Source organism: Ekhidna sp., assembly GCF_039960695.1.
Classification (GTDB): domain Bacteria; phylum Bacteroidota; class Bacteroidia; order Cytophagales; family Cyclobacteriaceae; genus Ekhidna.
Map to the genome: position 1 here is coordinate 33,711 of NZ_JBDVKP010000004.1, position 25,394 is coordinate 59,104.

Annotated in this window: 18 protein-coding genes and 1 other RNA gene; 11 read left to right on the forward strand and 8 right to left on the reverse strand. The window is 38.0% G+C overall.

The genetic code is table 11. The features are described 5' to 3' along the window. Nucleotides 1-54 precede the first annotated feature (54 nt). The 3 genes from ABJG98_RS00980 to ABJG98_RS00990 all read left to right on the forward strand — a co-directional run bounded on the left by ABJG98_RS00980 (nt 55) and on the right by ABJG98_RS00990 (nt 1,989). A complete protein-coding gene (locus ABJG98_RS00980) occupies nt 55-453 on the forward strand; it encodes a hypothetical protein (protein ID WP_348277584.1) in 399 nt (132 codons plus the stop codon). Nucleotides 454-464: 11 nt separating this feature from the next. After that, nucleotides 465-808, forward strand: an RNA gene (rnpB, locus tag ABJG98_RS00985) — RNase P RNA component class A. A 23-nt stretch (nt 809-831) separates the two neighbouring features. After that, the gene (locus ABJG98_RS00990) at nt 832-1,989 is read left to right on the forward strand and encodes a sigma-54 dependent transcriptional regulator (protein WP_348277585.1); all 1,158 of its coding nucleotides are present in this window, start codon (nt 832-834) and stop codon (nt 1,987-1,989) included. A 230-nt stretch (nt 1,990-2,219) separates the two neighbouring features. Here the strand turns inward: ABJG98_RS00990 and ABJG98_RS00995 are convergent, their stop codons facing one another. Continuing rightward, nucleotides 2,220-3,176, reverse strand: a complete 957-nt coding sequence (locus ABJG98_RS00995) for an acyl transferase (RefSeq protein ID WP_348277586.1) — start codon at nt 3,174-3,176, stop codon at nt 2,220-2,222. A gap of 47 nt (nt 3,177-3,223) precedes the next feature. Between ABJG98_RS00995 and ABJG98_RS01000 the strand changes: the two genes are divergently transcribed. Then, nucleotides 3,224-4,108, forward strand: a complete 885-nt coding sequence (locus tag ABJG98_RS01000) for a hypothetical protein (RefSeq protein ID WP_348277587.1) — start codon at nt 3,224-3,226, stop codon at nt 4,106-4,108. Here ABJG98_RS01000 and ABJG98_RS01005 read toward each other — a convergent pair. After that, on the reverse strand, nt 4,102-6,507 hold the full coding sequence (locus ABJG98_RS01005) for a thiamine pyrophosphate-dependent enzyme (RefSeq protein WP_348277588.1): 2,406 nt from the start codon (nt 6,505-6,507) through the stop codon (nt 4,102-4,104). The genes ABJG98_RS01000 and ABJG98_RS01005 overlap by 7 nt on opposite strands. Before the next feature lie 267 nt (nt 6,508-6,774). Between ABJG98_RS01005 and ald the strand changes: the two genes are divergently transcribed. The 3 genes from ald to ABJG98_RS01020 all read left to right on the forward strand — a co-directional run bounded on the left by ald (nt 6,775) and on the right by ABJG98_RS01020 (nt 9,776). Continuing rightward, the gene (gene ald / locus ABJG98_RS01010; protein WP_348277589.1) at nt 6,775-7,887 is read left to right on the forward strand and encodes an alanine dehydrogenase; all 1,113 of its coding nucleotides are present in this window, start codon (nt 6,775-6,777) and stop codon (nt 7,885-7,887) included. A gap of 150 nt (nt 7,888-8,037) precedes the next feature. Next, nucleotides 8,038-9,069, forward strand: coding sequence for a histidine kinase (locus ABJG98_RS01015; RefSeq protein WP_348277590.1), 1,032 nt, complete (start codon nt 8,038-8,040; stop codon nt 9,067-9,069). Then, nucleotides 9,066-9,776 carry a LytTR family DNA-binding domain-containing protein gene (locus ABJG98_RS01020; RefSeq protein WP_348277591.1) on the forward strand — a complete coding sequence of 237 codons (711 nt, stop codon included), beginning with the start codon at nt 9,066-9,068 and terminating at the stop codon, nt 9,774-9,776. Before ABJG98_RS01015 ends, ABJG98_RS01020 begins: the two co-directional genes overlap by 4 nt. On the opposite strand, the gene ABJG98_RS01025 is transcribed toward ABJG98_RS01020, so the two are convergent. Both ABJG98_RS01025 and ABJG98_RS01030 read right to left on the reverse strand, forming a co-directional pair. Beyond that, nucleotides 9,754-12,021 (reverse strand): patatin-like phospholipase family protein, encoded by a 2,268-nt coding sequence (locus tag ABJG98_RS01025; protein WP_348277592.1) that lies wholly within the window; start codon nt 12,019-12,021, stop codon nt 9,754-9,756. The two genes, ABJG98_RS01020 and ABJG98_RS01025, sit on opposite strands and share 23 nt — an antisense overlap. A gap of 192 nt (nt 12,022-12,213) precedes the next feature. Next, nucleotides 12,214-13,380 carry a cystathionine gamma-synthase gene (locus tag ABJG98_RS01030; protein WP_348278091.1) on the reverse strand — a complete coding sequence of 389 codons (1,167 nt, stop codon included), beginning with the start codon at nt 13,378-13,380 and terminating at the stop codon, nt 12,214-12,216. Between the two features lie 257 nt (nt 13,381-13,637). Between ABJG98_RS01030 and ABJG98_RS01035 the strand changes: the two genes are divergently transcribed. Next, nucleotides 13,638-14,108 carry a hypothetical protein gene (locus ABJG98_RS01035; protein ID WP_348277593.1) on the forward strand — a complete coding sequence of 157 codons (471 nt, stop codon included), beginning with the start codon at nt 13,638-13,640 and terminating at the stop codon, nt 14,106-14,108. Nucleotides 14,109-14,119: 11 nt separating this feature from the next. Here the strand turns inward: ABJG98_RS01035 and ABJG98_RS01040 are convergent, their stop codons facing one another. Next, nucleotides 14,120-15,715, reverse strand: a complete 1,596-nt coding sequence (locus ABJG98_RS01040; protein WP_348277594.1) for a mechanosensitive ion channel family protein — start codon at nt 15,713-15,715, stop codon at nt 14,120-14,122. A 78-nt stretch (nt 15,716-15,793) separates the two neighbouring features. Here ABJG98_RS01040 and ABJG98_RS01045 point away from each other — a divergent pair, with 78 nt between their 5' ends. Continuing rightward, nucleotides 15,794-17,839 (forward strand): M3 family metallopeptidase, encoded by a 2,046-nt coding sequence (locus tag ABJG98_RS01045; RefSeq protein WP_348277595.1) that lies wholly within the window; start codon nt 15,794-15,796, stop codon nt 17,837-17,839. Here the strand turns inward: ABJG98_RS01045 and ABJG98_RS01050 are convergent. Then, nucleotides 17,836-18,840 carry a hypothetical protein gene (locus ABJG98_RS01050; RefSeq protein WP_348277596.1) on the reverse strand — a complete coding sequence of 335 codons (1,005 nt, stop codon included), beginning with the start codon at nt 18,838-18,840 and terminating at the stop codon, nt 17,836-17,838. The genes ABJG98_RS01045 and ABJG98_RS01050 overlap by 4 nt on opposite strands. 438 nt (nt 18,841-19,278) lie before the next feature. Between ABJG98_RS01050 and ABJG98_RS01055 the strand changes: the two genes are divergently transcribed. Continuing rightward, nucleotides 19,279-20,685 (forward strand): MATE family efflux transporter, encoded by a 1,407-nt coding sequence (locus tag ABJG98_RS01055; protein WP_348277597.1) that lies wholly within the window; start codon nt 19,279-19,281, stop codon nt 20,683-20,685. Nucleotides 20,686-20,789: 104 nt separating this feature from the next. Here the strand turns inward: ABJG98_RS01055 and ABJG98_RS01060 are convergent, their stop codons facing one another. Next, nucleotides 20,790-23,480 carry a DUF3352 domain-containing protein gene (locus tag ABJG98_RS01060; protein ID WP_348277598.1) on the reverse strand — a complete coding sequence of 897 codons (2,691 nt, stop codon included), beginning with the start codon at nt 23,478-23,480 and terminating at the stop codon, nt 20,790-20,792. A gap of 128 nt (nt 23,481-23,608) precedes the next feature. Here ABJG98_RS01060 and ABJG98_RS01065 point away from each other — a divergent pair, with 128 nt between their 5' ends. Then, a complete protein-coding gene (locus ABJG98_RS01065; RefSeq protein WP_348277599.1) occupies nt 23,609-24,043 on the forward strand; it encodes a MarR family transcriptional regulator in 435 nt (144 codons plus the stop codon). 69 nt (nt 24,044-24,112) lie between these two features. Here ABJG98_RS01065 and hppD read toward each other — a convergent pair whose 3' ends face one another. After that, nucleotides 24,113-25,240, reverse strand: a complete 1,128-nt coding sequence (gene hppD / locus ABJG98_RS01070; RefSeq protein ID WP_348277600.1) for a 4-hydroxyphenylpyruvate dioxygenase — start codon at nt 25,238-25,240, stop codon at nt 24,113-24,115. Between the last annotated feature and the right edge of the window lie 154 nt (nt 25,241-25,394).

A 25,394-nucleotide genomic window follows, 5' to 3' on the forward strand; every position in this document is an offset into this window, starting at 1 on the left:
AGATAGGTTATTCAACATGGAATTATTATCTTAAGATGATAAAACCAAATTACCATGAATTACAGAAAATTTAGTGAGAACTATGCAAAAGAAATTGGGGGAGAGTTCAGGGAGTATGATGAGAATCAATCAGTAATAATTGTTCCTCTTAAACGTGGAAGATTTCAAACTGTAACAGGTCATATTGTTACACATCCTGGATACGAACGTGATGTAGTTCACCTGAAGTCGAAAGTCTGTGAGTTAACCTATGATGTTCCATTCGAACAATGTCTAGAGGCTTCCAAAGACTATCCATATACTAAGTTTGTAATAGAAGATGGCTTTCTCAAAGTGGAGGCTATTAATTTTCTGGTAAACTTAAAAGATTCAATGGTGAAAGAGATGATCCAGGAAATTGCAAATCATGCAGATGATTGGGAGTTAAAAATTACAGGTAAAGACATTCATTAAATAGTTTTGCAAATACAAGCCGACCTATCGTTCCTGCTGATGCAGGGGAGGAAAGTCCGGGCAGCATAGAGTAGCGTACTTCTTAAGCGGAAGCGTACCTTAGGGTAAAGAGACAGTGCCACAGAAAATAAACTACCCCTCGGGGAAAAGGTGAAAAGGTGAGGTAAGAGCTCACCGGGCTTATGGTAACATGAGTCGCATGGTAAACCTTACGCGCTGAAAGACCAAATAGGTTCTACAATTGAGGATTACTCGTCCAAGTAGAATTGGGTAGGTCGTTAGATCTTATCGGTGACGATAAGACTAGATAAATGATAGGATAGAACAGAACCCGGCTTACTGGCTTGCTTTTTGCAGATTAATTTTCAAAAATATCAAATGGCGAAAATTCTAGTAGTAGATGATGAGAAAAGTATACGAGACGCGCTAAGCGATATACTTTCGGAGGAAAAATATGAAGTATTGACAGCTGAAGATGGCGAAGACGGATGGGCTAAACTGGAGCAGGAGAAAATTGACCTGGTTCTTTGCGATATTAAAATGCCTAAAATGGATGGCATGGAATTGCTCAATAAGGTATCCCAAGAAGGATTGGACGTCCCATTTGTAATGATTTCAGCGCATGGAACTATAGATACAGCCGTTGAGGCCACCAAAAAAGGCGCCTATGATTTTATTCAGAAGCCACCAGATTTGAACCGAATATTGTTAACTGTTCGAAACGCTCTCGATAATTCAAAACTCTCTACTGAAACTAAGGTGCTTAGAAAAAAGGTGAGCAAGGGCTTTGATATAATAGGAGAATCCGATGGAATAGTTGAGGTGAAAAATACCATTGAAAAAGTTGCTCCAACAGAAGCTCGGGTTCTTATCAATGGAGAAAATGGAACTGGCAAAGAGCTTGTCGCCAGGTGGTTACATGAAAAAAGCAATAGGTCTAAATCTCCGCTGGTTGAAGTCAATTGTGCAGCTATTCCATCTGAACTAATAGAGAGTGAGTTATTTGGTCATGAAAAAGGGTCATTTACATCTGCGCACAAACAACGAATTGGGAAATTTGAACAAGCACATGGTGGTACACTTTTTCTTGATGAAATAGGGGATATGAGCTTATCAGCTCAAGCAAAGGTCTTAAGAGCTTTACAAGACAAAAAAATAACGCGGGTAGGCGGCGATAAAACGATCAATGTAGATGTTCGTGTTTTGGCTGCTACCAATAAGAATCTTAAGAAAGAAATAGAACAAGGAAATTTTAGAGAGGACCTATATCATCGACTGAGCGTAATGGTGATAACAGTGCCTGCCCTTCGTGAAAGAAAAGAGGATATAAAATTATTAACAGATCACTTCTTGGATCAGGTAGCCAGCGAATATGGAACAGCTAAGAAGCTCGTTGAAGATAATGCCATTGACCAGCTGGAAAGCTACGAATGGACTGGGAATATCCGGGAGTTGAGAAACGTGGTTGAGAGACTAGTTATCATGTCTCAAGACACCATAACTAAAGAAGATGTAAAAAAATACGTTGAAGCTTAAGCGTTAGCTTCTTCTTTTTTTACTTCCTGAGTATCCTCCTGAGCATATGTTGGACATGTTCTTTGAGTACATGCACTCATTGCTAAAATTATTACTGCTAGTATCGTAAGTTTCAGTTTCATATGCGGTTTAATTCAGTGTGAGGGCTATTTCTTTACCTAACCCTTCAAAAATAGGAGAAATATTCTACTATTCAACAGCGAATCGTTTAAAATATTTCATGGTTTTCGCTAAATCATCAAGTTACATCCACGAATATCACTATTATCAAAACGACCAAGGACTTCAAAATTATCTCCTGTTACCCTTCCAAGGTCTTTAGTCTCAATAAAACAGCAGGTATCAATGTTTGCAAGATCTATAATATTGATGCCTCCGGTTTTACCCGTATTCTGATAAGAAAAAGGATCGTTAATGTCTCTTATCAAACATTTAGCCCAGGAAGGAAATTTAAAAAAACCATGCTTTCCATAGCCTTGGCTGTTGAGCTCAGTCATGCCATATTCTGACCATATCGCATCAACTCCAAAACCACGTTGAAGTGAATCATGCAATTCTGTTCTAGTCATTTCCTTTCTTCGACCTTTCATCCCACCGGTTTCCATGATGATCGCATTTTCGATTTTTTGAGATCTGTCTGCTACGTCCAATAATGCATATGATACTCCAATTACAAGTTTTTGATTGGAGTCTTTCATTACTTGATCAATGTCTTCATTCAAAAAGTAGCCTGATCCTGGATGACTATATTCCATGAAATAATCAACCATGCTTATCAGTGATGAATCACCTTGAGATTGGTAGGAAGGAAGAATAGCAACTATTTTATAGTTAGATAAAGGGCCAAATTGATCTTCAAATATTTTTTTTGCCGCAAGGTGATAGTAATCAAGATCTTTTACAAAATGCTTACTTCTGCGGCTTGAAGTTGTGCCACTACTCTGAAAGATTTTATTTTCATTCCACTTTCCGCTTTTTATAGCATGATTTTTGAAGAAATCTATCGGTAGAAAAGGTATCTCCGATAGATTTTTAACCGTTTTAGGTGTTCTATGGAGATAGTCACAATATGATTTAAATATGTGACACGAATGATATTGATAATCAAAAGCTGCTAACGAACTATCGGCGAATGTTTTATCGTTTACTTCGAAAAGAGTATGTTTAAATTTTTCTGCGAAATTCATAATCCCATTTCATTAGGGGCAAAGTAGATTATTTTTGTTTTTAGCGTATGAATCGACTTATAAAATATGTATTGCCGATATTGGCCATGGCACTTACCAGCTGCTTTGACAAAGATATTTTCCCCGAGACTCCAAATATAGCTTTTGAAGATATCGTTTTTTATGACGGCACAACCACTGATTCTCTTATTCTTACATTTTCATTTGAAGATGGAAATGGAGACATAGGAGTGGTTGAATCTCAAGATGTCTTGCCTCCTTTTAATGAATTTGATGTCTATTTAGATTCAAGAGATAGTGTGATTACAGAAGCTAATATAGGTGCTGCTGTTCCTCCAATCTATGTCGCACCACTCATAACTGAGAATTTTGTTCCTTTAGGAATAGTTGATAACACATTGATTGTGGATCTCTCCCAAGGTGATTATCCGATATTAGCTTTTGGAAAAGAATTTTACTCTGAGGATGTCAATGACATTCCCCTTATTTGTCCTGGTCTAACTAATCAGGATGGAACATTTTTGAGCAGCACAACTTTAACGCCCTACATTATTGATGAAAATGGAAGTATAGCACCAGCTGATGCAGGAGCACAGGTTATATCATCTTCTCTTCCAGTTCAACGAATTGAGACATACTTTAATTTTATTATTGAATTCCAAAAAAAGGTTGGAGATAATTATGTGCCACTAAACTATCAGCAAATCTTCGGCACTAACCTTTGTGATGTTGGTGTTTTTAATGGTCGTATTCCTCAATATGATCCCGAAGGTAAAAGCGGAACTTTCACTTATTCAATTCAATCTGCAGTTTTACGACTTGCTTTCTTAGATGATGTCATCAGAGCTAAGTTTTACGTGTATGACAGGGCTGGTAACAAGAGCAATGAAGTAACTTCTCCTGACTTTGTACTAGCTGACATTACTCAGTAGATGTTTGGATATTTTTCTGGATTTACTTCTGAAACAAGCGCGTAAATTTTATCAAACACATCTTCGATATTGGGTTTAGAAAAGTAATCACCATCACTTCCATATGCTGCGCGATGATTCTTAGCCGTAATTGTCAATGGTTTGGAATCAAGGTGAAAGTATCCATTATCTCTTTCCAAAATTTGCTGCATGATAAACGCTGAAGCACCACCTTCTACATCTTCATCAACGACTACTAATCTGCTGGTCTTTTCAAGTGAACCAACAATTGTTTTTGTGCGATCAAATGGGATAAGTGTCTGAGCATCTATTACTTCTAATTCGACGCCTTCTTCTGCCAGTTGGTTCGCAGCTTCCATCACCACTCTATATGTCGATCCGTAGGTGACAACTGTTGCATCAGTGCCTTCCCTTAAAATTTCTGGTTCGCCTAATGCAAGTTTGAACTCTGTAAGGTTTTCTGGTACGCGTTCTTTAAGTCTATATCCATTTAAGGATTCGATAACCAATGCCGGATCATCCGATGACATGAGCGTGTTATAAAAACCAGCTGCTTGTGTCATATTTCTTGGAGTAAGGACATACATTCCTCTTAAGGAATGAAGAATCATTCCCATTGGGGATCCGGAATGCCATACACCCTCTAATCGGTGGCCTCTTGTTCTAATAATCAGCGGTGCTTTTTGCCCACCGTATGTTCTGTATTGAAGGGTGGCAAGATCGTCTGAAAGTGTTTGAAGCGCATAAAGGAGGTAATCCAAATACTGAATTTCTGCGATTGGTCGCAATCCTCTTATAGCTGCTCCAATGCCTTGCCCAATAATTGTGGTCTCTCTTATTCCTGTATCCGTAACTTTTAGTTCACCATGCTTCTCCTGAAGCCCTGCAAATCCTTGATTTACATCACCAATTTTGCCTACATCCTCTCCAAAAGCAAAAATTCTAGGATCATTTGAAAGAAGATGATCGAAGCACACATTCAATACTTCTCTACCATCTACAAGCTCACTGTCATCTGAGTAAACAGGTTGAATGGTGTTTACTTTTAAGGCTGAGTCAGAGGATTCACTATATAATTTTGAACTGTATTGTTTTTGGTAAACTGCACTTTTCTCGTTTAGCCAGCTTACAAGATTTTGTTTTTCTAAGGAACTATCCCTTTTCAGGAGTCTAAGCACTTTTTTAGCCGACCTTACAATGTGCAATTTTTCAGGATTTAATTCTTTTCTAAGGTCTTCTGAGATCGCAGAGATATCCGATTTTTTTGGAGAAGAAATACCGGCTTTTTCAATTAAACCTAATACCTCCTCAACCTCTTTTTTGATTTCAGTGCTATAGGCCTTCCATGCCGCATCTTTTGCTTGCTTAGCAGCTAGTTTTGACTCTTTTTCAATTTGATCCAGTTCTTCTCTACTTGCAAGTTTTTCGTTTTCAATCCACTCTCGCATTTTAAGGATGCAATCATGCTCCTGTTCCCATTTTAACCTATCCTTTGATTTATATCTTTCATGTGACCCAGAGGTGGAGTGTCCTTGAGGTTGGGTAACTTCTATCACGTGTATTAAACACGGGGTGTGTGTCTTACGAGATATTTCTATTGCCCTTTTGTAAGTATCTAACAACGCTATGTAGTCCCATCCTTTGACTTTGAGTACCTCAAATCCAGGCTTGTCTTTAGACTTTTGAAATCCACTAAGTGCATCTGAGATACTTTCTTTAATTGTGTGATATTTCTGAGGTACGGATATCCCGTATCCATCGTCCCAGACAGACATTATCATTGGCACTTGAAGAACACCAGCTGCGTTCATCGCCTCCCAGAAATGACCTTCAGACGTAGAAGCATTTCCAATCGTTCCAAAGGCAACTTCATTGCCATTTATTGAGAAATCTTCAAGCTCATTTAATTCTTTGCTTTCACGATAAAGTTTGGAAGCATAAGCAAGTCCCAGAAGTCTGGGCATTTGACCTGCTGTAGGGGAGATGTCAGCACTACTATTTTTCTTATCAGTTTGAGTAAGCCATTCACCTTGTTCATTAAGATACCTGGTGGCAAAGTGGCCATTCATCATTCGGCCGGCTGACGCCGGATCCGCTTCTACATCGGTATGGGCATAAAGCTGCGCAAAGAATTGTTGAGTATTGAGCTGCCCTATGGCCATCATAAAAGTTTGATCTCTATAATATCCAGATCTCCAATCTCCATTTTGGAAATACTTAGCCATTGCTATTTGAGGAATTTCTTTCCCATCGCCAAAAATTCCAAACTTAGCCTTACCCATGAATACTTCTTTTCGTCCAATCAAACTTGCTTCTCTACTTTCTACAGCTAATTGATAATCTTGAAGGATTTCTTTTTTTGAAACGGGTAGCTTCGTTTTATTTTTCGCCTCGCTCATAATAGATGGATAATAAGTTGTTTATGACCAATGTCACTTTCAAAAATACGAAAAATGAACCACTTTTGAAAGCTACGACCTCCATATAAAACTACGTTTTGAGTAAAATGAGTTGTGTAAAATGATATATTATTTTGACATTTTAATTTATTAGAAATATTATTCTAATAAAATTCAATTTTCCATTTACCATGTTTTGTATTTTAAAATGTTTAGTTGTCTATTAAAAGCACTACCTATATTTGCCGTCCCTTAACTTTATTTACGATGATAATAGGCGTTCCAAAAGAGATTAAAAACAATGAAAACAGGGTGGCCGTTACTCCGTCAGGGGTGGTAGAATTCACCAAAAGAGGTCACGAAGTTTATATTCAGTCGACGGCTGGTAATGGTAGTGGTTTTACTGATGACCAGTACATAGATGCTGGAGCAAAGGTTCTTCCCACTATTGAGACAGTTTATGATATTGCAGAGATGATCATTAAGGTGAAAGAGCCAATTGAGGCGGAATACAAGCTTTGTAAAAAAGATCAACTTATTTTCACTTATTTCCATTTTGCGTCGCATGAGCCACTGACCAATGCCATGATTGATAGTGGAGCAGTTTGTTTAGCGTATGAAACAGTGGAGCGTCCAGATAGATCGTTGCCACTGCTGATTCCCATGTCGGAGGTTGCTGGAAGAATGTCGGTACAAGAAGGAGCAAAATATCTTGAAAAACCATTAAAGGGTAGAGGTATTCTTCTAGGTGGAGTACCCGGTGTTCGCCCTGCTAAAGTTATGATTCTTGGAGGCGGAATCGTTGGAACAAATGCTGCAAAAATGGCCGCTGGAATGGGAGCTGACGTTACCATTTTGGATCTTAACCTCCAAAGGTTAAGATACCTAGATGATATCATGCCAGCTAATGTAAATACCTTCATGAGTAGCGAGTATAACATTCGGGAGTTGATCACGACCCATGATCTAATCATAGGAGCTGTTTTGATACCCGGAGCTAAAGCACCAAATCTTATAACCAAAGACATGCTTAAAGACATGCAATCAGGCACCGTGTTGGTTGATGTAGCGGTGGATCAGGGAGGGTGTATCGAAACTTGTAAACCTACTACTCATGAGAATCCAACATTCATCATTGATGATGTTGTTCACTATTGTGTAGCAAACATGCCTGGTGCGGTTCCTTATACTTCTACATTAGCACTAACTAATGCCACACTTCCATATGCTATTCAATTGGCGAATAAGGGGTGGAAGCAAGCATGTAATGATAACAATGAGCTTAAGCTTGGTTTGAATGTGATTAATGGTGAAATAGTATACAAAGGAGTGGCTGAAGCATTTGATATGCCATATACTCCGGTTGATAAATTCTTGTAGTGTAAGACATTATTTTAAAAAAGCCTACTCGCAAATTGTGAGTGGGCTTTTTTGTTTCCATTCATGGCATTTATATGACCATTCGCTTCAAAGCATATGAACAGGGACCAACATAAGGATTTTATTTGTGTGTAGAACTTCTAAAACTTGATGACCAGAAACAGCTCATATTGGCTCTTGCAATCTATTGGTTGGTTTACCTATGCTTTGATTGGAGTAGTCGTTTCTTTCCTATTCTATGAAACAGTAGATGTTTGGGTTATTCTCGCACAGTTTTTTAGTGCAATAGTTATGTTATTATCTACACACCTACTTCGGTATAAGATGAAGTTAGATGGGTGGCTTCGACTGAAAATTCAAAAACTCATCTTGAGGTTAGCGCCTACTTTAATAGTCATTTCATTGTTGGCCAATGGTATTGTTGTTGGTTATACTATGCTGACAACAGATATCATTGATGTTGAAAACTTTAGCCCATTGGTATTTTTGCTATTCTCCTTTCAAACATTGGTTTATTTCAGCCTTTGGACGGCAGTTTATCTGATCATTTACTTCTTTAGAAACTATAAAAAGGAAGAAGTAGAAAAATGGCAACTCCAAACAGCAGTAAAGGATGCCGAGTTGATTGCGCTTAAGGCCCAGATTAACCCTCATTTTTTGTTCAATGCTTTGAACAATATAAGAGCCCTGATACTTGAGGATCACATGAAGGCCAGAGATATGGTATCTCACCTCTCTGAGCTTTTGCGTTATTCAATTCAATTCAATGATAATGAAAAAGTGACTATAGATGATGAATTGGAGATCGTTAATAAATATCTGGAGCTTGAAAGTATTCATTATGAAAACCGTTTACATTACGAAATCTTATCAAATAAGGATTTGGGAAAATGTCGGATACCGCCAATGTTGATTCAGTTGATGGCTGAAAACGCCGTAAAACATGGCATTTCACAAATTAAGAATGGAGGAGATATACTTATTTCGGTTGATAAGGAAGGAAAGAACCTTGTACTTGAAGTAAGTAATACGGGTAAACTTAAAAAGAACGTCGGTGGAGGTATTGGTTTGAAAAATGCTACTGACCGAATAAGAATTTTGTTTGATAGTGAGCCGGATCTTGAATTGACTCAGCAAGGCAATATGGTTCGTTCACGTCTAAAATTACCATTAGTAAAATGAAGGCATTAATAGTAGATGATACCAGACTGGCACGTCAAGAGCTTCAGTATCTTTTGAAAAATCATAAGCAAGTGGAGGTGATTGGCGAAGCGGAAAATGCTGATGAAGCTAAAACAATGATTGAAGACTTAAAGCCAGATTTAGTCTTCTTAGATATCCAAATGCCTGATAAAGATGGATTTGAACTGCTAGAGATGTTGGACGAAGTTCCGCAGATTATTTTCACGACCGCTTATAGTGAATATGCAATAAAGGCCTTTGACTATAATGCCTTGGACTACCTGAAAAAACCTATAACGGACGATAGGCTCACACTTGCTTTGCAGCGTGTCATTGAAAACTTAGAAAAGAGAGAAGAGCTTAAAGATGTGCTTAATGAAAATAGCCAAGTATTTGTAAAAGATGGAGAGAAATGCTGGTTTGTGACGTTGAAAGATGTACGTCTATTTGAAATTTGGGACAACTATACTCGAATCTATTTTGAAGACCACAAGCCAATGATTCCAAAAACACTTCAGTACATGGAGAGTAGATTAGATTCAAAAGTTTTTTTCAGAGCTAACCGACAACAAATAATTAATATGAAGTGGATCGATAAAATTGAACCATGGTTTAGCGGGACAATTCGTTTGTATTTAAAAGACGGGACTGAAGTGGAAGTTAGCCGAAGACAGACCTCACGCTTTAAGGATTTGATGAGTTTTTAAGTAACTGTTGCAATCGTTTGATGGCGGCTTGATTACTTTCAATTGAGATATTTTGCTGGATATGTTGTTTTTCTTTGGAAGTTAAATGCCAACTTAATGAAGCGCGTTCTACATCTGTAGTAGTCCCACTTTTCTCGAAAGAATCATAAGCGATTTCTACAACATCAAACGCTCCGTCAAACCAAAGTTTCATTTGTTCTATTCGAGCATCATTGTTTATATCCTGCATGTTGGTAAGGTTATTATAAACACTTGCAATCGGATAGGTTAAACGATCAATTACAGAAGGGTTATGCCTTTTTTCAATCGGTGCGTTTGATTTAGTATCTCTCACTACTAAGAAAACAACACCTGCAGTATTCTCTGTAATCCAATCTTTGAATACATCAACAAAACGTATCGCATCTGAAATACCAAAATTATCCGAAATACCTGCATCCATTATCTCAACACGAGGCTCGGCAGGTAGACTGATATTTGGTGTGATATATGGGAATGAGGCGGACATCCTTAAAGCAGCTAAAAAACTAAGTTTTTCAGGTTCATTAGCTCTAAACAATCCCTGAAAATCCACACCTCTTATTTCCTGATTCGTATCTTCTAAAATTTTTGAGGAGACACCCATGAATGAAATAGGCTGTGCGGAGATATACAGTTTCCTACCATCATTGGCGATGGTGGGAGACATAATTAATGTTGGGATCTTAGACGCTTTTTCATCAGCTAGATAATCACCAATTTGCTGATTCAGCGTATATCCTAGATTCTTATTGAGATTTTGCTCAAATACGTAACCTCGATCAATGCTGTAGGTGCGACCTGCATATTCATGCGTTCGCATTTTAAAGAATAAGTCATTTACTAATAGACCAAATATCACAGGATTCAGATTATCCTTTCCAATTCTTTCCAAAAGCAAATTTCTACTGCCTGAAATAGCAATACCTGGATCTCTTCTGAACATTTCTCGGTAGTATGCTGCGCCAATTACACCCCCAGATGCTCCTGTTATCAGCATAGTTTGATCCATTAAACTTCCATTGAGGGCGCTATCTGCTCTCAAAAGCGAGTTTACCGTCCAAAGGGCAGCACGCTGACCACCACCACTTACACATAGGAAAACGATCTTCTGATCTTTGGAATTCTTCCACTTTGATTTCCAACTTTCAAGCGTTTCTAACATGTGCAGTCTATCATGCACGAATTGTTCTTTGGAATGAACAGCTTGTAAATTTTCAACCGAGTATTCAGTTTTAATGGTATCATAATTAATACCTGTAGCTTGATTAATCCCTTTTCCAAATCCAGTTTTCACACCAATGTTTACAAGTATAAAAATGCCAAGTGCAAACGTTAATCCCCAACCTTTAAACCAATAGCTGATAGCTCCAACCAGCATTACTGCGATGGCAAAAATGAGAAGTGAACTTGCCGCAGCCGGGATTTGTAAGAACTCAATATGCATGAAAAATCCGAGGAGGAGGATAACTCCAATAATGCAAAGTTCCACAATGACAGAATTGAAATGATTTTGATCAAATACCCGAATTATCGCTTCACGATTGCCAAAATTGATAATATGTTCTGTTGATCTTTTCCTGAATTTTAAATCCAAATAATTTGTGACATTATACTCATCAGCCTTATTCTCACGCACTCTTCGCATTACCCGATCACGACTTACAACATTTTTTCTTAGTTTCTTATCAAGGCTTCCGGCAAGGAAAATGAAGATATCCTTATTAGTAAATCGGAAATAGAGAATCATTAGTAGATGCATCGCTAGAATACCAAGCAATAAGCCAGAGACGTATAAGAAAATATCTACTGATTCGGCTAAACCATTGTTTAACTGAAATCGAATCAAAAGAATTATATAAAGAATAAGTGCCAATAGTGGTATGAAACTATTGTTAAGTGAAAACTTAGTAAATGGTCTTTGTAAGACACCAATAAATCTGAACCTGTGGCCATCCAGGATATAAGTGGTAATATGCCAAGCCATAATGAGGTTGCCAAAAGCCAGACCCACTATGAAGAAACTCCAGAAGCCAACCTTACCAAGGTATTCTGGATCAAGAAATAAGTAATGGATACCATATACTTTACCCAAGCCACCTGAAAATGCAGCAATAACAATGACCCAAACAGTGAGTAAGGCCAGATTCTTCTTCAAATGGTGAAATATCAATTGCACCATTAGTGAATGGGAAATCTGATCAAGTACCTGTTTGAATTTATTCATTCCTCAGTTTATCGATTGAATCTGGTTGTAACATGGTTAGGTTGTCTGACTCATCGAATCAGCAACCGATTATCCGAATATAGTAACTAAATTCATACCAATAATTCACAACCAATTTCGAATAAAGGTCTTTTCGACTGAGCATAAAAAACCCTGCATGAGCGGGGTTTATTGTTTCGATTAAATCAAAAATTATTTTATCGCTTGCTCCAAGTCTTCGATAAGATCATCTATATCCTCTACGCCAACACTCAGTCTAATCATTGAATCTGTTAAACCGGCAACCACGCGTTTTTCTTTTGGAATACTCGCATGAGTCATACCTGTTGGATGACCAACCAAAGATTCGACACCTCCTAGTGACTCCGCGAGACTGAATAGCTTAAACTTCTTCAGCGTTTCTTCTGCTTGTTCGATTGTATCTTCTTTTTGGATGAAAGAAATCATGCCACCAAATCCCCGCATTTGCTTTTTCGCGATCGCATGGTTTGGGTGATCCTCAAAACCCGGCCAGAAAACTTTGTCAACATTCGGATGATTTCTTAAAAACCTGGCGATTGCTTCACCATTTTCACAGTGTCTCTGCATGCGTAAGTGAAGAGTTTTAATACCTCTTAAGACTAGAAAACAGTCTTGAGGTCCTGGCACTGCACCACTTGAATTTTGAATGAATCCAAATTGCTCATCAATTGCTGAATCATTGGTGCCCAAAAAGCCCATGATTACATCTGAGTGACCTGCAATATATTTTGTCACAGAGTGCATTACAATATCAGCTCCATGATCTAGCGGATTCTGTAGGTAAGGTGATGCAAAGGTATTGTCAACTGCAACCTTAGCTCCATGCTTATGTCCAATTTCACTGATCGCTTCAATGTCTATTATATTCAACATAGGATTAGTTGGAGTCTCAACCCAAAGAAGTTTGGTTTTATCATTGATGATATCCTTTAGTTTCTTAGGATCTCGCATATCAACGAAAGTGAATTTGATTCCAAACTGTTCAAAGATTTGTGTGAATAACCTGAAACTTCCGCCGTACAAGTCACCTGTACTTATCACTTCATCTCCAGGACGCAAAGTTTTGATCACTGTTTCAGTAGCACTCATGCCTGATGCAAAACATCTTCCATATTTGGCATTTTCCAAAGCTGCAATATTCTTTTCCAGAACACTTCTTGTTGGATTTTGTGTGCGAGCATACTCATATCCTTTGTGTACACCTGGAGCATCCTGAACGTACGTGGATGTTTGAAAAATTGGAGTCATAATAGATCCAGTTGATGGATCTGGCTCTATACCTGCATGAAGTACTTTTGTTCCGAATTTCATGTGCTTTATTTTAAAATTTACACGAATGTCATTGGCGGCGGTGTGCACACTTTATAGACATTTCATTGCATGGTTTTATGTTATTTCAGAGGAAGGGTGAATTTATCAATTAAGTTCCTGCTCATGAAATCTGCTGAAAATTGCTGTTGATGGTGGTGATTCTTTGTTTTGTCGAAATCATTGGATTGATATGGTCTTTTTTGACACCTATTTCTGAGAATATTTATATCCTTGAGGTGTCAACAAGCTATTGAATTTTTAGACCACCCATAAAAATTATAGCGATGAAACCGTTCACCACCCTAATTCTGCTTATTATATCGCATTTTTCTTCAGCTCAATTTTATTCGGGCTATTACGTCAGCGATCCGCAAGTTCATTCATTCGATCATTTTAGAATAAAGCACGAACATGACCATACCAAACTGGATGGAGACCTGATAGTACATGCGTTTATTGGCCATAATGAATTATGGGAGCAAAGTGCTCATTTTGTGACTGATGACTTAGTGAGAGATGAATTAATAGCAAATTATGGACATAGAGAAGACATTATATCAGCTCATATCCTAAAATTCATGTGGGACGGTAATGAATGGGAGTATATACTACTCGGTTACATGGCTGAAGATAAGCATAGACATTTTATAGTTATTGAAGAAATCTTCAATGATGAAACGGAATCTAGACTCCTGGAATTCAATCGTTTTGATTGGATTAAAGGCCATCATATCGTTAGTTCTGAATCACACTAAACTTCCTAATATTAATTTTTTTTAAAAAAAGATTCCAGCTTCATTTTAGCTTCTGAGTCTGATAAGTAAGAAGGAGAAAGGGATGGTTGTCCTGGTAAATTCTCGATGTGAAGCGTTTGAGTAGGAAAAGCAAAATTGACACCAATCTCTTTTCCAAGTTTAATGATACTCATCAAAATTTCATGCCTACATTTCAATTCATCTCCCCATGTTGGTACTTTGAAAAATATGTAAAACATGATATTTAATGAACTAGAAGCCATTTCGTTAAAATAGACATGATAATTATCCTTCCATGTTTTCGGATGATCCTCTACAATCTTTCGAAGGCCATTTACGAAGACCTCAATCATTTCCGGAGGAGTATCGTAGGTGACTGCAATTTGAGTATGAAATCTACGATATTTCCTGAGGCCATGATTGTCAATGGTATTGTCAGCGAGCTTGCTATTTGGTACGGAGATCAATGAGTTTCTAAAAGTTCTGATTCTCGATGAGCGGAATCCCACTTCTTCAACAGTGCCATCAACATCATTAGAAGTTATCCAGTCGCCTACTTGAAATGGTTTGTCTATAAAAATCATGACAGAGCCAAAGAAGTTTTTGATAGTATCTTGTGCGGCTAACGCAAAAGCTAAACCTCCAATGGAAAGCCCTGTAAGTAGCGGGAGGATAGGTACCTGGAGGTTATTTAGAATAAAAAATGTACCTATTATAATTACAAAAGTCTTTAGTGTTTTTCTAAGAAGAGGTACAAGTTGGTCATCAAGTGTGCTTTCAGTTTTTTGTGCCATCCGCATCAGAAATATACTCGCAATGGATACGAGGCGATACATGATTACCGTACCAAAAAGAGGTACCATCACTCGGAGGATGATATTTATATACTTCGAATATGTGACAGGAAGCTGTAAAGCAGGAGTGAGTAGAAGTAGTAAAAGAACGATGATAAATACACTTGTAGGACGAGCAACCTGCCATAAGTACTTTTCAGATGTCTCACTCTCATACTTAAATCTCTTGACCAGTCGGCTAAATATTCGTTCCGTAAAAAACGAGAAAATTTTATACACAAGCGCACTGATAAGTGCGAGAATGAAGATGGTTATGTACTGATAGGTGTAAAGGCCAAAAGTTTTTTTGGTTCCTAGTTTTGGTAAGACATTCAATAGTTCGCCGGTTCCAAATCTAAAGGTCTCCTGGTAAAGCTCATCTATACTGTCTATGCTTGACTCGGAGAAATACCATTTACCATTTTCTGCCTTCAAAAGGAAAATCTTGGGGTACTCATCAATCAAAATATACTTCTTTCGGGTACTTGCAGAATCCTGATAATTGGTGACATTAGGTATTTCATCTAAATACAGATAAATACCTCTACCATCTAGTATCCTCTTAAATTTTACAGCAGCATCTCTTGCTTCATCGAATGATCTCCCATCGGGTTTGAATGGAAGGAGGGCCAGGGAATCGTTCGTCGATTCTGGTTGTAGATTTTCTAGAAATGTTCGTACGGATGCATACGGAGTGCTTAGATCAGCGTAAGGATCTTGAGCAGTGAGGTTGATTGTTAAAAAGCATATCAATACAGTAAAAAAGTACTTCATATGATCTGTGTTTTTTACAAAAGTAAAGCGCTTGAGCCATTACCTTTGCCGCCCATTTACATTTAAATTCTATTCGAAATGTCAAACCCACTACTTTCTTCTTTTGATACTGCTTTTGAAATGCCTCCTTTTTCTCGGATCACCGCAGATCACTACGAAGAAGCAATAGAAGCAGCACTTTCTGAAGCGAAGAAAGAAGTTCAAAAAATTATTGAAAATCAAGCATCTCCTTCCTTTGCTAATACCATTGAGGCACTAGAAAATAGTGGCGATAAACTTCAGAGAAACTCCTCAATATTGTTCAACTTAAACTCGGCTGAAACCAGTGATGAGTTGCAAAAAATTACACAAAATATATCTCCAAAGCTATCTGCGTTCAATAGTGAAGTGAAGCAAAACAGTGACTTGTTTAAGCGCGTAAAAAAAGTATATGATCAAAAAGATGAGTTAAACCTCAATAGCGAACAACAAAAACTGCTACATGAAACATATTTTGATTTTGTAAGAAGAGGTGTAGAATTGGAAGGAGATAAGAAGGAGAGATTCAAGGAAATCAGTATTGAACTATCCAAGCTTTCGCTTTCATTTTCGGAAAATTTATTGGCTGAAACCAACGATTATGAGTTAGTAATAACTGATGAAAGTGACCTATCCGGGCTTCCCGATGACGTAAAGGCGAGAGCCAAGGAGCTGGCAATGAATAAAGGAAATGAGTCTGCATGGATATTCACACTACAAGCACCAAGCTATATTCCTTTTATGGAGTATGCGGACAATCGTGTGTTAAGAGAAGAATTGTACAAAGCCTTCATGCGCAAGTGTTTTAAAGGAGATGAAAGAGATAATCAAGAGTTGATCTTAAAAACAATTCGCCTAAAAGCAAAGCTTGCTTCTTTACTTGGTTATGCAACATTTGCTCACTATGTATTGGAGCAGCGAATGGCTGAGTCACCCGATAAGGTGATTGATTTTTCGAACGATCTACTTGAAAAGAGCTTGCCAAAAGCCAAAATTGAGGTAGAAGAGATAAAAGACTTTATTAAGGCCAATGGTGAAGACATTACGTTGGAGCGATGGGATTGGTCTTATTATTCAGAGAAACTCAGAAAAGAGAAATATGAATTAGATGACGAGCTTGTAAAGCCATATTTCAAACTTGAGAATGTTATCAACGGAGTATTTGAAACAGCGGAGCGACTCTTTGGTATTTCATTTAGGCTCAATGATAAGTTGGAAGTATATCATGAAGATGTCCAGGCTTATGAAGTTTTGAATGAAGAAGGGAAGGTCGTTTCTATATTCCTGGCGGATTTTTTTCCGAGAGATGGGAAAAGAGGAGGAGCCTGGATGACATCCTTTAGGAGCCAAAAGTACGAAGGCTCTAATCGAATAATACCACAAGTGAGTATCGTATGCAACTTTACTCCATCATCAGCGGATCATCCATCCTTGTTGAAATTTATTGAGGTAGAAACGTTATTTCACGAATTTGGTCATGCGCTGCACGGAATGCTCGCAGATACGAAATATCAAAGTCTTTCAGGAACAAATGTTTATTGGGATTTTGTAGAGCTACCATCTCAGATAATGGAAAACTGGTGTTATGAAAAAGAGTGTTTGGATATGTTCGCTATGCATCACGAAACAGGCGAGTTGATTCCGGCTGATTTAGTTGAAAGAATCAAGAAATCTTCTACCTATCATGAGGCTTACGCCACCGTGCGACAGATGAGTTTTGGTTTGTTAGATATGGCTTGGCACAGTCTTTCACTTGAAGAAGCGAATGAAATTAAAGATGTTGGTGCGTTTGAAGAAAAGGCATTTGCAGCAACGGCACTTTTCCCCCATGTAGAGGGAACCAATATGAGCGCTCAGTTTAGCCATATTTTCGCCGGAGGATACGCAGCAGGGTATTACAGCTATAAATGGGCAGAAGTACTTGATGCTGACGCTTTTTCTGTTTTTAAACAAAATGGTGTTTTTGACCAGAAGACGGCAGCATCATTCAAAGAGAATATCCTGAGCAAAGGTGGAACTAAGCATCCAATGGAGCTTTATAAAAAATTCAGAGGCCAGGAACCTTCACCTGAAGCATTGCTGAAAAGAGCTGGATTGACTTCTTAACTCTCTAGGTAGGCTATTTCCGAATCAAGTGATTTGTTGCTTTTACTTAAATCTTTTTTGAGATCTTCAATAAGTGTATCGAGCGCTCCACTTAGCTTTTTCACATCTTGTTGTTTCTCTGGTCGACCACCAAAGACACGATCTTTTTCTGATGGTGAAAGTAGATGAGAAAAATATTTAGTATCTGTACTTATCTTATTGAGAAGCAATGCCACCTTTGGCAGTAATGACAATACCTTATTCTGAGGAACTGACAATTCAACTTCCGGCATGTTGTAAAGGATTGAATTGATTTCCGAATCTCTCAAATTTATCCTATCATGAGAATCAGCTCTAAGCGTTTTTAGAATTCTAGAAATTGCTTTCAAATTCCCATTCGTGTGCATGTCACGAGAATTGATACGGGCAATGTTGAGGAATGGCAGGTATTTTTTCACCTTTTTATTAGCAAAATCAAATTCTGCAATTCCTCTGTAAATTTCATTTTTGGTTTTTAGATACTCAGCACTATTTACCCACAAGGAGGGAAGTACATCAATTTCACATGTGGGCTTTTGAGCAGTGATGCGAATTCTGGTCTTATCACTGTAATCAACTGTTTTGAAACTTGGATCTTTTGAAAGAACATCCATTAAGTCCATTGCAAGGGTTTGCATGTCTCTATGTGGCTTGTCGGATACGTTTTTCTTAATGACAATTATCTCTACATCTCCATATAGCAAGATATTCGAATACGTCTTTAATGCTCCCTGATATCTATAATCAACATCGTATCCGCGTTTCTTGAGTGCTTTACTGATTATTTCGTGAATTCGGCGCGAATTTGCGTAAACTTTATACGCATAAGATGGATCTATTTCTACCATCGACTCCAATGTATATAACAGGCAGTCGGAGTAACCAGATTGGTGAAAAGCATCAGAAAGTACATGTTCTCGTAGAGCTTCGTCATACCTCCGTCCTTTCAGATTTTCTACTAACAGGCTATAGTCATGTTCCATGAAATGCCAAAATAATCAATTCTATAGATATGAATTGTATTTTTAGAAGATTATCGCCAGGTATCTTGATTGTTGAGATTAAAATAGAGACTTGATTATTAACCATAAAAGACTAAAAATTGCTGTTTTTAAGACGAAATAACCAATTAAAATACAAAAATTGAAAGCCACATATGCACCTAGACAATTTTGAAGGAAATAAAGAAATTCAGTTTTATTGTATTAAAAATTAAAATATTAGAACTTTTTAATTGAAAAAATGTGCTACTATTGTGGCCTTATGATTCTATTCGCTGAGATTGTAAATACCACGCCCTCTCGCATCAGAGGGTAACCCCTAGGCTGGGTATCTCAAACTATCCATTTGTTTTAGTTCACAATTTCAAGGCTGTGCTTTATCCATATAGCACCAGCCATCACATTTAATTTCTATTAGAAATGACTAAAGAATCATTCTCTATATCAAGAGTTTATAAACTCGTTGTTTCCGCCTTAAGAGGAGAGGAAACAGAATTCACAACCGGTAGTATTAATCGAGCGATTGTACTACTCTCAATACCAATGATTGCAGAAATGGTAGGTGAATCGTTATTCGCTGTGGTCGATATGATATTCGTATCGAGAATAAGTGTTAATGCGATCGCTACTGTAGCTCTTACAGAAACACCGCTAATGATTATTTATTCATTAGCAGTAGGTCTAAGTATGGCCGCTACGGCCATTGTTGCTCGAAGAGTGGGTGAGAAAAAGTTTGTACGTGCAGCTGATGCTGGTTTTCAAGCCATAGTTATCTCAATAGTTATCGGTATACTCTTCGGAATTTTCGGATTCGTTTTTGCTGAGGACATTCTTGCGCTAATGGGCGGAGAATCTGACTTAATAGCAGAGGGTGTAGGTTATACAAAGATTATGTATGCCGGGAACCTGAGCATCATATTGATTTTTCTTATTAATGGAATCTTTCGAGGTGCGGGCAATGCATCAATTGCCATGAGATCACTTTTATTGGCTAATGGCTTGAATATGCTACTTGACCCGATCTTTATTTTTGGGTTGGGCCCAATACCTGCCATGGGTGTTGAGGGAGCTGCTGTAGCAACTACAACAGGCAGATCCATTGGTGTTGTGTACCAATTGGTACATATCTTCAACGGAAGCTCTCTTATCAAATTGACGATTAAGAATTTTGTCATAAGAATAAAGACAGTTGTTGAGATTATTAAGATTGGGTCAGCAGGAATTGGTCAGTTTTTGGTAGAAACTTTAAGCTGGTTGTTTCTGGTCCGCATTGTAGCAGAGTTTGGAACAGAATCTGTTGCAGGCTATCAACTAGCTTTTAGGGTTATTGTTTTTACACTATTGCCATCCTGGGGCATGGCCAATGCGGCAGCAACATTAGTGGGTCAGAATTTAGGTGCCAAAAGCCCCGATCGTGCAGAAACTTCGGTTTGGCGAACAGCTAAATGGAATACGATTTTTCTAATTGCGGTAGCGATTGTTTTCTCCATCTTCTCTAACCAGGTCTTGGCGATTTTCAATCAATCAGGAGTGGTCTTGGAAACAGCAATTAATGCACTTCGAATCATATGTTTTGGATATATATTCTTTGCATATGGTATGGTCATAGGGCAGGCTTTTAATGGAGCAGGAGATACTTTGACACCACTCTGGATTAACATTGTAGTCTTCTGGGTAATACAAATTCCGCTGACATATTTATTGGCAATAGTATATGATTGGGGTCCTAACGGTGTCTTTTTCTGTATCGCGTTTTGTCATAGTTTGTACGCGGTAATAGCAATAGTACTTTTCAAACGTGGTAAATGGAAGACGGTAGAAGTTTGATACCAAATAATGCAAAGAGAAAAATCTTTACCGCATGTTCTTCAAACAATGTCTCAAAAAAAGTGGTCCAGCGATCAGTGGATTAATGGCTATTTACAGAGTAATTAATACGCGAAATTGTAGAGTTCCAGGTTGGCATCCCAGGTAGTGAAGACCTGGAATTCTCTTTTTGCGCTCGAATAGATGAGACTTATTTCATGTTCTGAATTGAGTGGGTTACCTGTGACCAGATTACCTGATTTATCATAGATATACAAGCTTTTATTTGATGTATCTGTAAAGATTACCAAGTCTTTACCTGCTCCGAATTGATAATACTGTATCAAAATAGTTTCTTGTGATAGGTAGTCTTTTTTAAACAGCAAGTTGCCTGTATCATCGAGAACCTCATAAGTATTGCCTTCTTTTCTGATGATTATGAATGAATCACCTCCCGTGTCAGGAACTAGCTGAAAGGTTGCATCCGCACTGGTTTTAATTAATTGATGGCGCTTAATTACATCACCTTCCAGGTTTATTTCTGTTAATTCACCTCCTTTTGAAATAACAGTCAGGGAAGAATTACTCAGCGAGTTGGACTTTCGCAAGTGATAGTTTTTGTCTAGTGTCTGACGTGTATCAAATGGAAATCCCTTGATGAATTGGCCTCTTCGATTCATTAAATTAATAACTCCATTTTCTTGAATTGAAATCATTACATCTGACCTTCCCAATCGAGCATGTTCAAGAGGCAATAGCGCTCTTCTGTTTAGGTTCTTTGGATTCCAACCGTCCAAAACATTCAGATCCTTGTCCGTCAGATAGACACCTCCATCTATATCAGTAACAGCCATTCGATAATTTCGGCTAAGGTCATAATCAATCAAATTTAAATGTTGAATGGTTGGTGTTTTAGGAAACGATTTTGGATAGCCTGGAATATATGCACCTGTTCGATCCACCATGTAGATATTTTTAGAGGTTGCAAATACGTATTGGATTTTTCCATTTTTATAATAGTCTATCGGATAGATGCCGCCCTGTATTGGTTCTTCAACATTCTGGGACCAGAGAGTGTTTTGATCTGGATCCATATAATAAATAGTGTTGGTACTGTCCTGAACCAGGATGTCATAATTTTTATGAGCATGTGTTTTTAGTAGATATGCCTTTGAATTGAGTTTACTAATGAATCGCAGGCCATTCTCTGCACGAGTTTTTGGTATACTCTTCTTTTGCTTTATGGGTTGGTTAAAGGTGTAATTGGTGAAATAACGCCCGTCAATGTAGCTGTATTGAAAAGCTGCCATATCCATTGTTTTGTATAGGGTAGCATTTTCCTTGAAATGATCGCTCCAATCAGGTTTCAGCTGATTTTGGAAGGTGCTCCATGCTCTTGGAATGTTAACAAACAGGCTAACATTAGCAGAATTATTCGCGCGCTCAAGAAAGTTATTCATACTGATTGATTTCCCCCAGGTATCTTCATTTTGAATAGAAAAGATCAGATTTTTCAATTCCTGCAGATCATTGGAAAAGATGAGATAGTTGCGATATCCGATATAGAAACACTGTTCAAAACCTTCTGCAAGTGATCCTAAAATGGTAGAAGGAAACTCGCCAATCGGAAGAAACCGAATTTCATTTTCACTGTATGATTCACGGTACACAGAATCATTCCTGGCAAGAGCTACACGCTCGGTGAGTTGACTGAAGAAGCTTAAAGATTCATCTCTATCTTTTACTTCAAGAATTAATAGTTTTTGTTGATCTCGTGAACGTGGCGATTCTAAATTAGCAATCCCAATTTCATTGTCAATTAGATCAAATACCTGATCTGCATTGAAATCGAATAATGCCTTAAGTGAGTCTTGATATACTTTTATTTTAGTGTCTGAGGATCTTAAGTAATTGATTTGAGCCTCTTTCCAATTGGAAAAATCCATGGAAGTGATGTGATAAAAATAAGCTGTATTCTCTGGCACTACCTCTGCCATTTCGAATGGGGCAGGTTGGTTTTTATGAGTAGATAACCATCCATCTTTTGTGTAGGAAAAGCCAGAAAGTTGGATAAATGATGAATCCAACATAAGATCATAATTACCTGCAAGGATTGAAAAGTCCGTACCATTACTGGTAAATGCTCCGATGAGCTCACCAAACTTCTCATAGTTTACATAGACAGAAGCAAGTCCGTTAGTTCCCAGCTTGCTTAGCTGAGTGAAATTTTCTTGAAAAGACAGCATTTCCTCGTCACTAATAGCTCTCACAGCATCTTCTACTAAGTAGGGAGTAAAGCTTGCAAGGAAGAAATTTTTGTAAAAAATGAAGGTGAGTGTTTTGCCTTGGTTAGATATTTCACTGATTTTAAAGTCGTTATAATTACGTGTTTTAAAGCGGTATCCACGCTCTTGAAGACGACCTATTGCTGCGTTTGCAAACGTATTTTGGGATATGTTTTGAAGCTCAATTACGAAAAGAAAGTCTACTTCAGAGCTAGACACTTTATGAGCGGAAGCAACAGCGGGGGCATTCTGAAAAATAGCTGTGAATCCACCTTCTCCATTGATTGAATCTAAAAATGAGATTCCATTTCTGAAATTTTTCAAACCGGAAGACTCTTTCAAAAATGTTGAAATTGAATATCCTTGAAAAGATTTCAAGTCTTGCACCAGCTTTGCATCTACTACTACAGCAGCATCAGCCGGAATAAAACTCCATATGGTGAGGTCAGAATGCTTTACCCATTTTTCGTAAGTAAAGTAACCTGCTCCAGCGAGAAGGAGTAGAGCTATTGAAATCAAAAGTTTCTTCAAATCGATAAGTTGATCAGCATCAAAAATAACTTAGATATTTGCCATTTAGTGCGCACGATCCACATTGAATCACAAATTTTATTTAATAGGTTGGTATAGAGGTAGGCGGAATTGATATATTAGCTATCATGTCGCAGTATAAGGAGCTTGGTTCTTTCATTGACCGCACATACAAGGTAGTTCGGCAAGACCTCATTAATAGGTTTAAAAAGGCTGGTATAGACATTACCCCAGAACAGTGGGTGATTTTAGCCAAACTTGAAGAACAAGATATGTATCAGACTGAACTGGCCAGTATGAGTTTTAGAGATAAACCAACCGTTTCCAGAATTGTAGACTTATTAGCAAAAAAACAATTCGTAGAGCGTATTCCCGATAAGGAAGATGGACGGAAGTATCATGTCTCGATCACAAAAGAAGGTTTGACTATGATAAATAAAGCGCGGCCTTTCGTAGAAGAATCACGAAAAATTGGCTGGATTAATCTGACAGAGGAGGAGTATGAAACTCTTATTGTTACACTGGACAAAGTTTTCTCTAACTACAGTGAAAAGAGCGAATGATCTACTAATGGCTTTTCGCAAAAAAGGAACTCTCTCGAGTCCCTTTCCAGTGTAATTAGTAGTTGATAATTATAATGTACCTCTTAATTCTTGCTCCCTTTCCAAAGCTTCAAACAAAGCCTTAAAGTTACCTTTCCCGAAAGAGGTAGCCCCTTTACGCTGTATGATTTCGAAAAACATGGTCGGTCTGGCTTGAACTGTTTTGGTAAAAATTTGAAGGAGATAGCCTTCTTCATCTCTATCGACCAAAATCCCGAGTGGTCTCAATGAGTCAATATCTTCATCAATTTCTCCAACGCGTTCTGAAAGTACATCATAATACGTATCTGGTACTTGCAAGAATTCAACACCTCGATTTTTCAAGTCTGTTACTGTCTGTATTATGTTGTTAGTTGCCACAGCAATGTGTTGCACTCCAGCACCTTCGTAAAATTCCAGATACTCGTCAACCTGAGATTTTTTTAAACCTGGGGCGGGCTCATTGATTGGAAACTTGATACGTCCATTGCCATTGCTCATGACTTTACTCATGAGCGCAGTATACTCTGTAGATATATCCTTGTCATCAAATGACATGATTTGTGTAAAGCCCATCACTTCTTCGTAGAATTTTACCCATTGGTTCATTTGACCAAGCTCAACATTGCCTACCATATGATCTACATATTTAAGACCAACGGGTTCAGGGTTGTATTCAGTATCCCATTTCTTATATCCAGGCAAGAAAATTCCATTATAGTCATTGCGTTCAATGAAAATATGAACCACTTCGCCATATGTATGGATGCCTGATCTTACGACCTTCCCATTCTTATCTTCTAGAGTATTAGGTTCCATAAAGGATTTAGCGCCACGCGATATTGCCTCGTTGTACGCATTGGTGGCATCATCTACCCAAAGAGCGGTCACTTTCACTCCATCTCCATGCTTATCGATATGCTTACCGATTTCGGTACCGCTTCTTAGAGGTGAGGTTAGTACAAGTCTTATTTTATCTTGCACTACTACATATGATTCCCGGTCTTTGACGCCTGTTTCCAAACCAGCATAAGCCAACGCTTTAAAGCCAAACGCTGATTGGTAATAGTGTGCCGCTTGCTTGGCGTTGCTCACATACAATTCCAAATAGTCGGTGCCATTGATTGGCATGAAATCCTGGGCTTCTTTAACTTTCGGTGCTGTAGCAGTCGTTTCCATGGGTGCTTATTTAAAAATAGTTGTTTCAACAACAAAATTACTCTGTCTGCTTACCAATTCAAAAAAGAGAAGCAACAGAACAATTTAGTTCCGATTCATTTCTATATAAAGATCGCAATTATCCTCTTAAAATTCAATCAGAGTGGCCAATCAA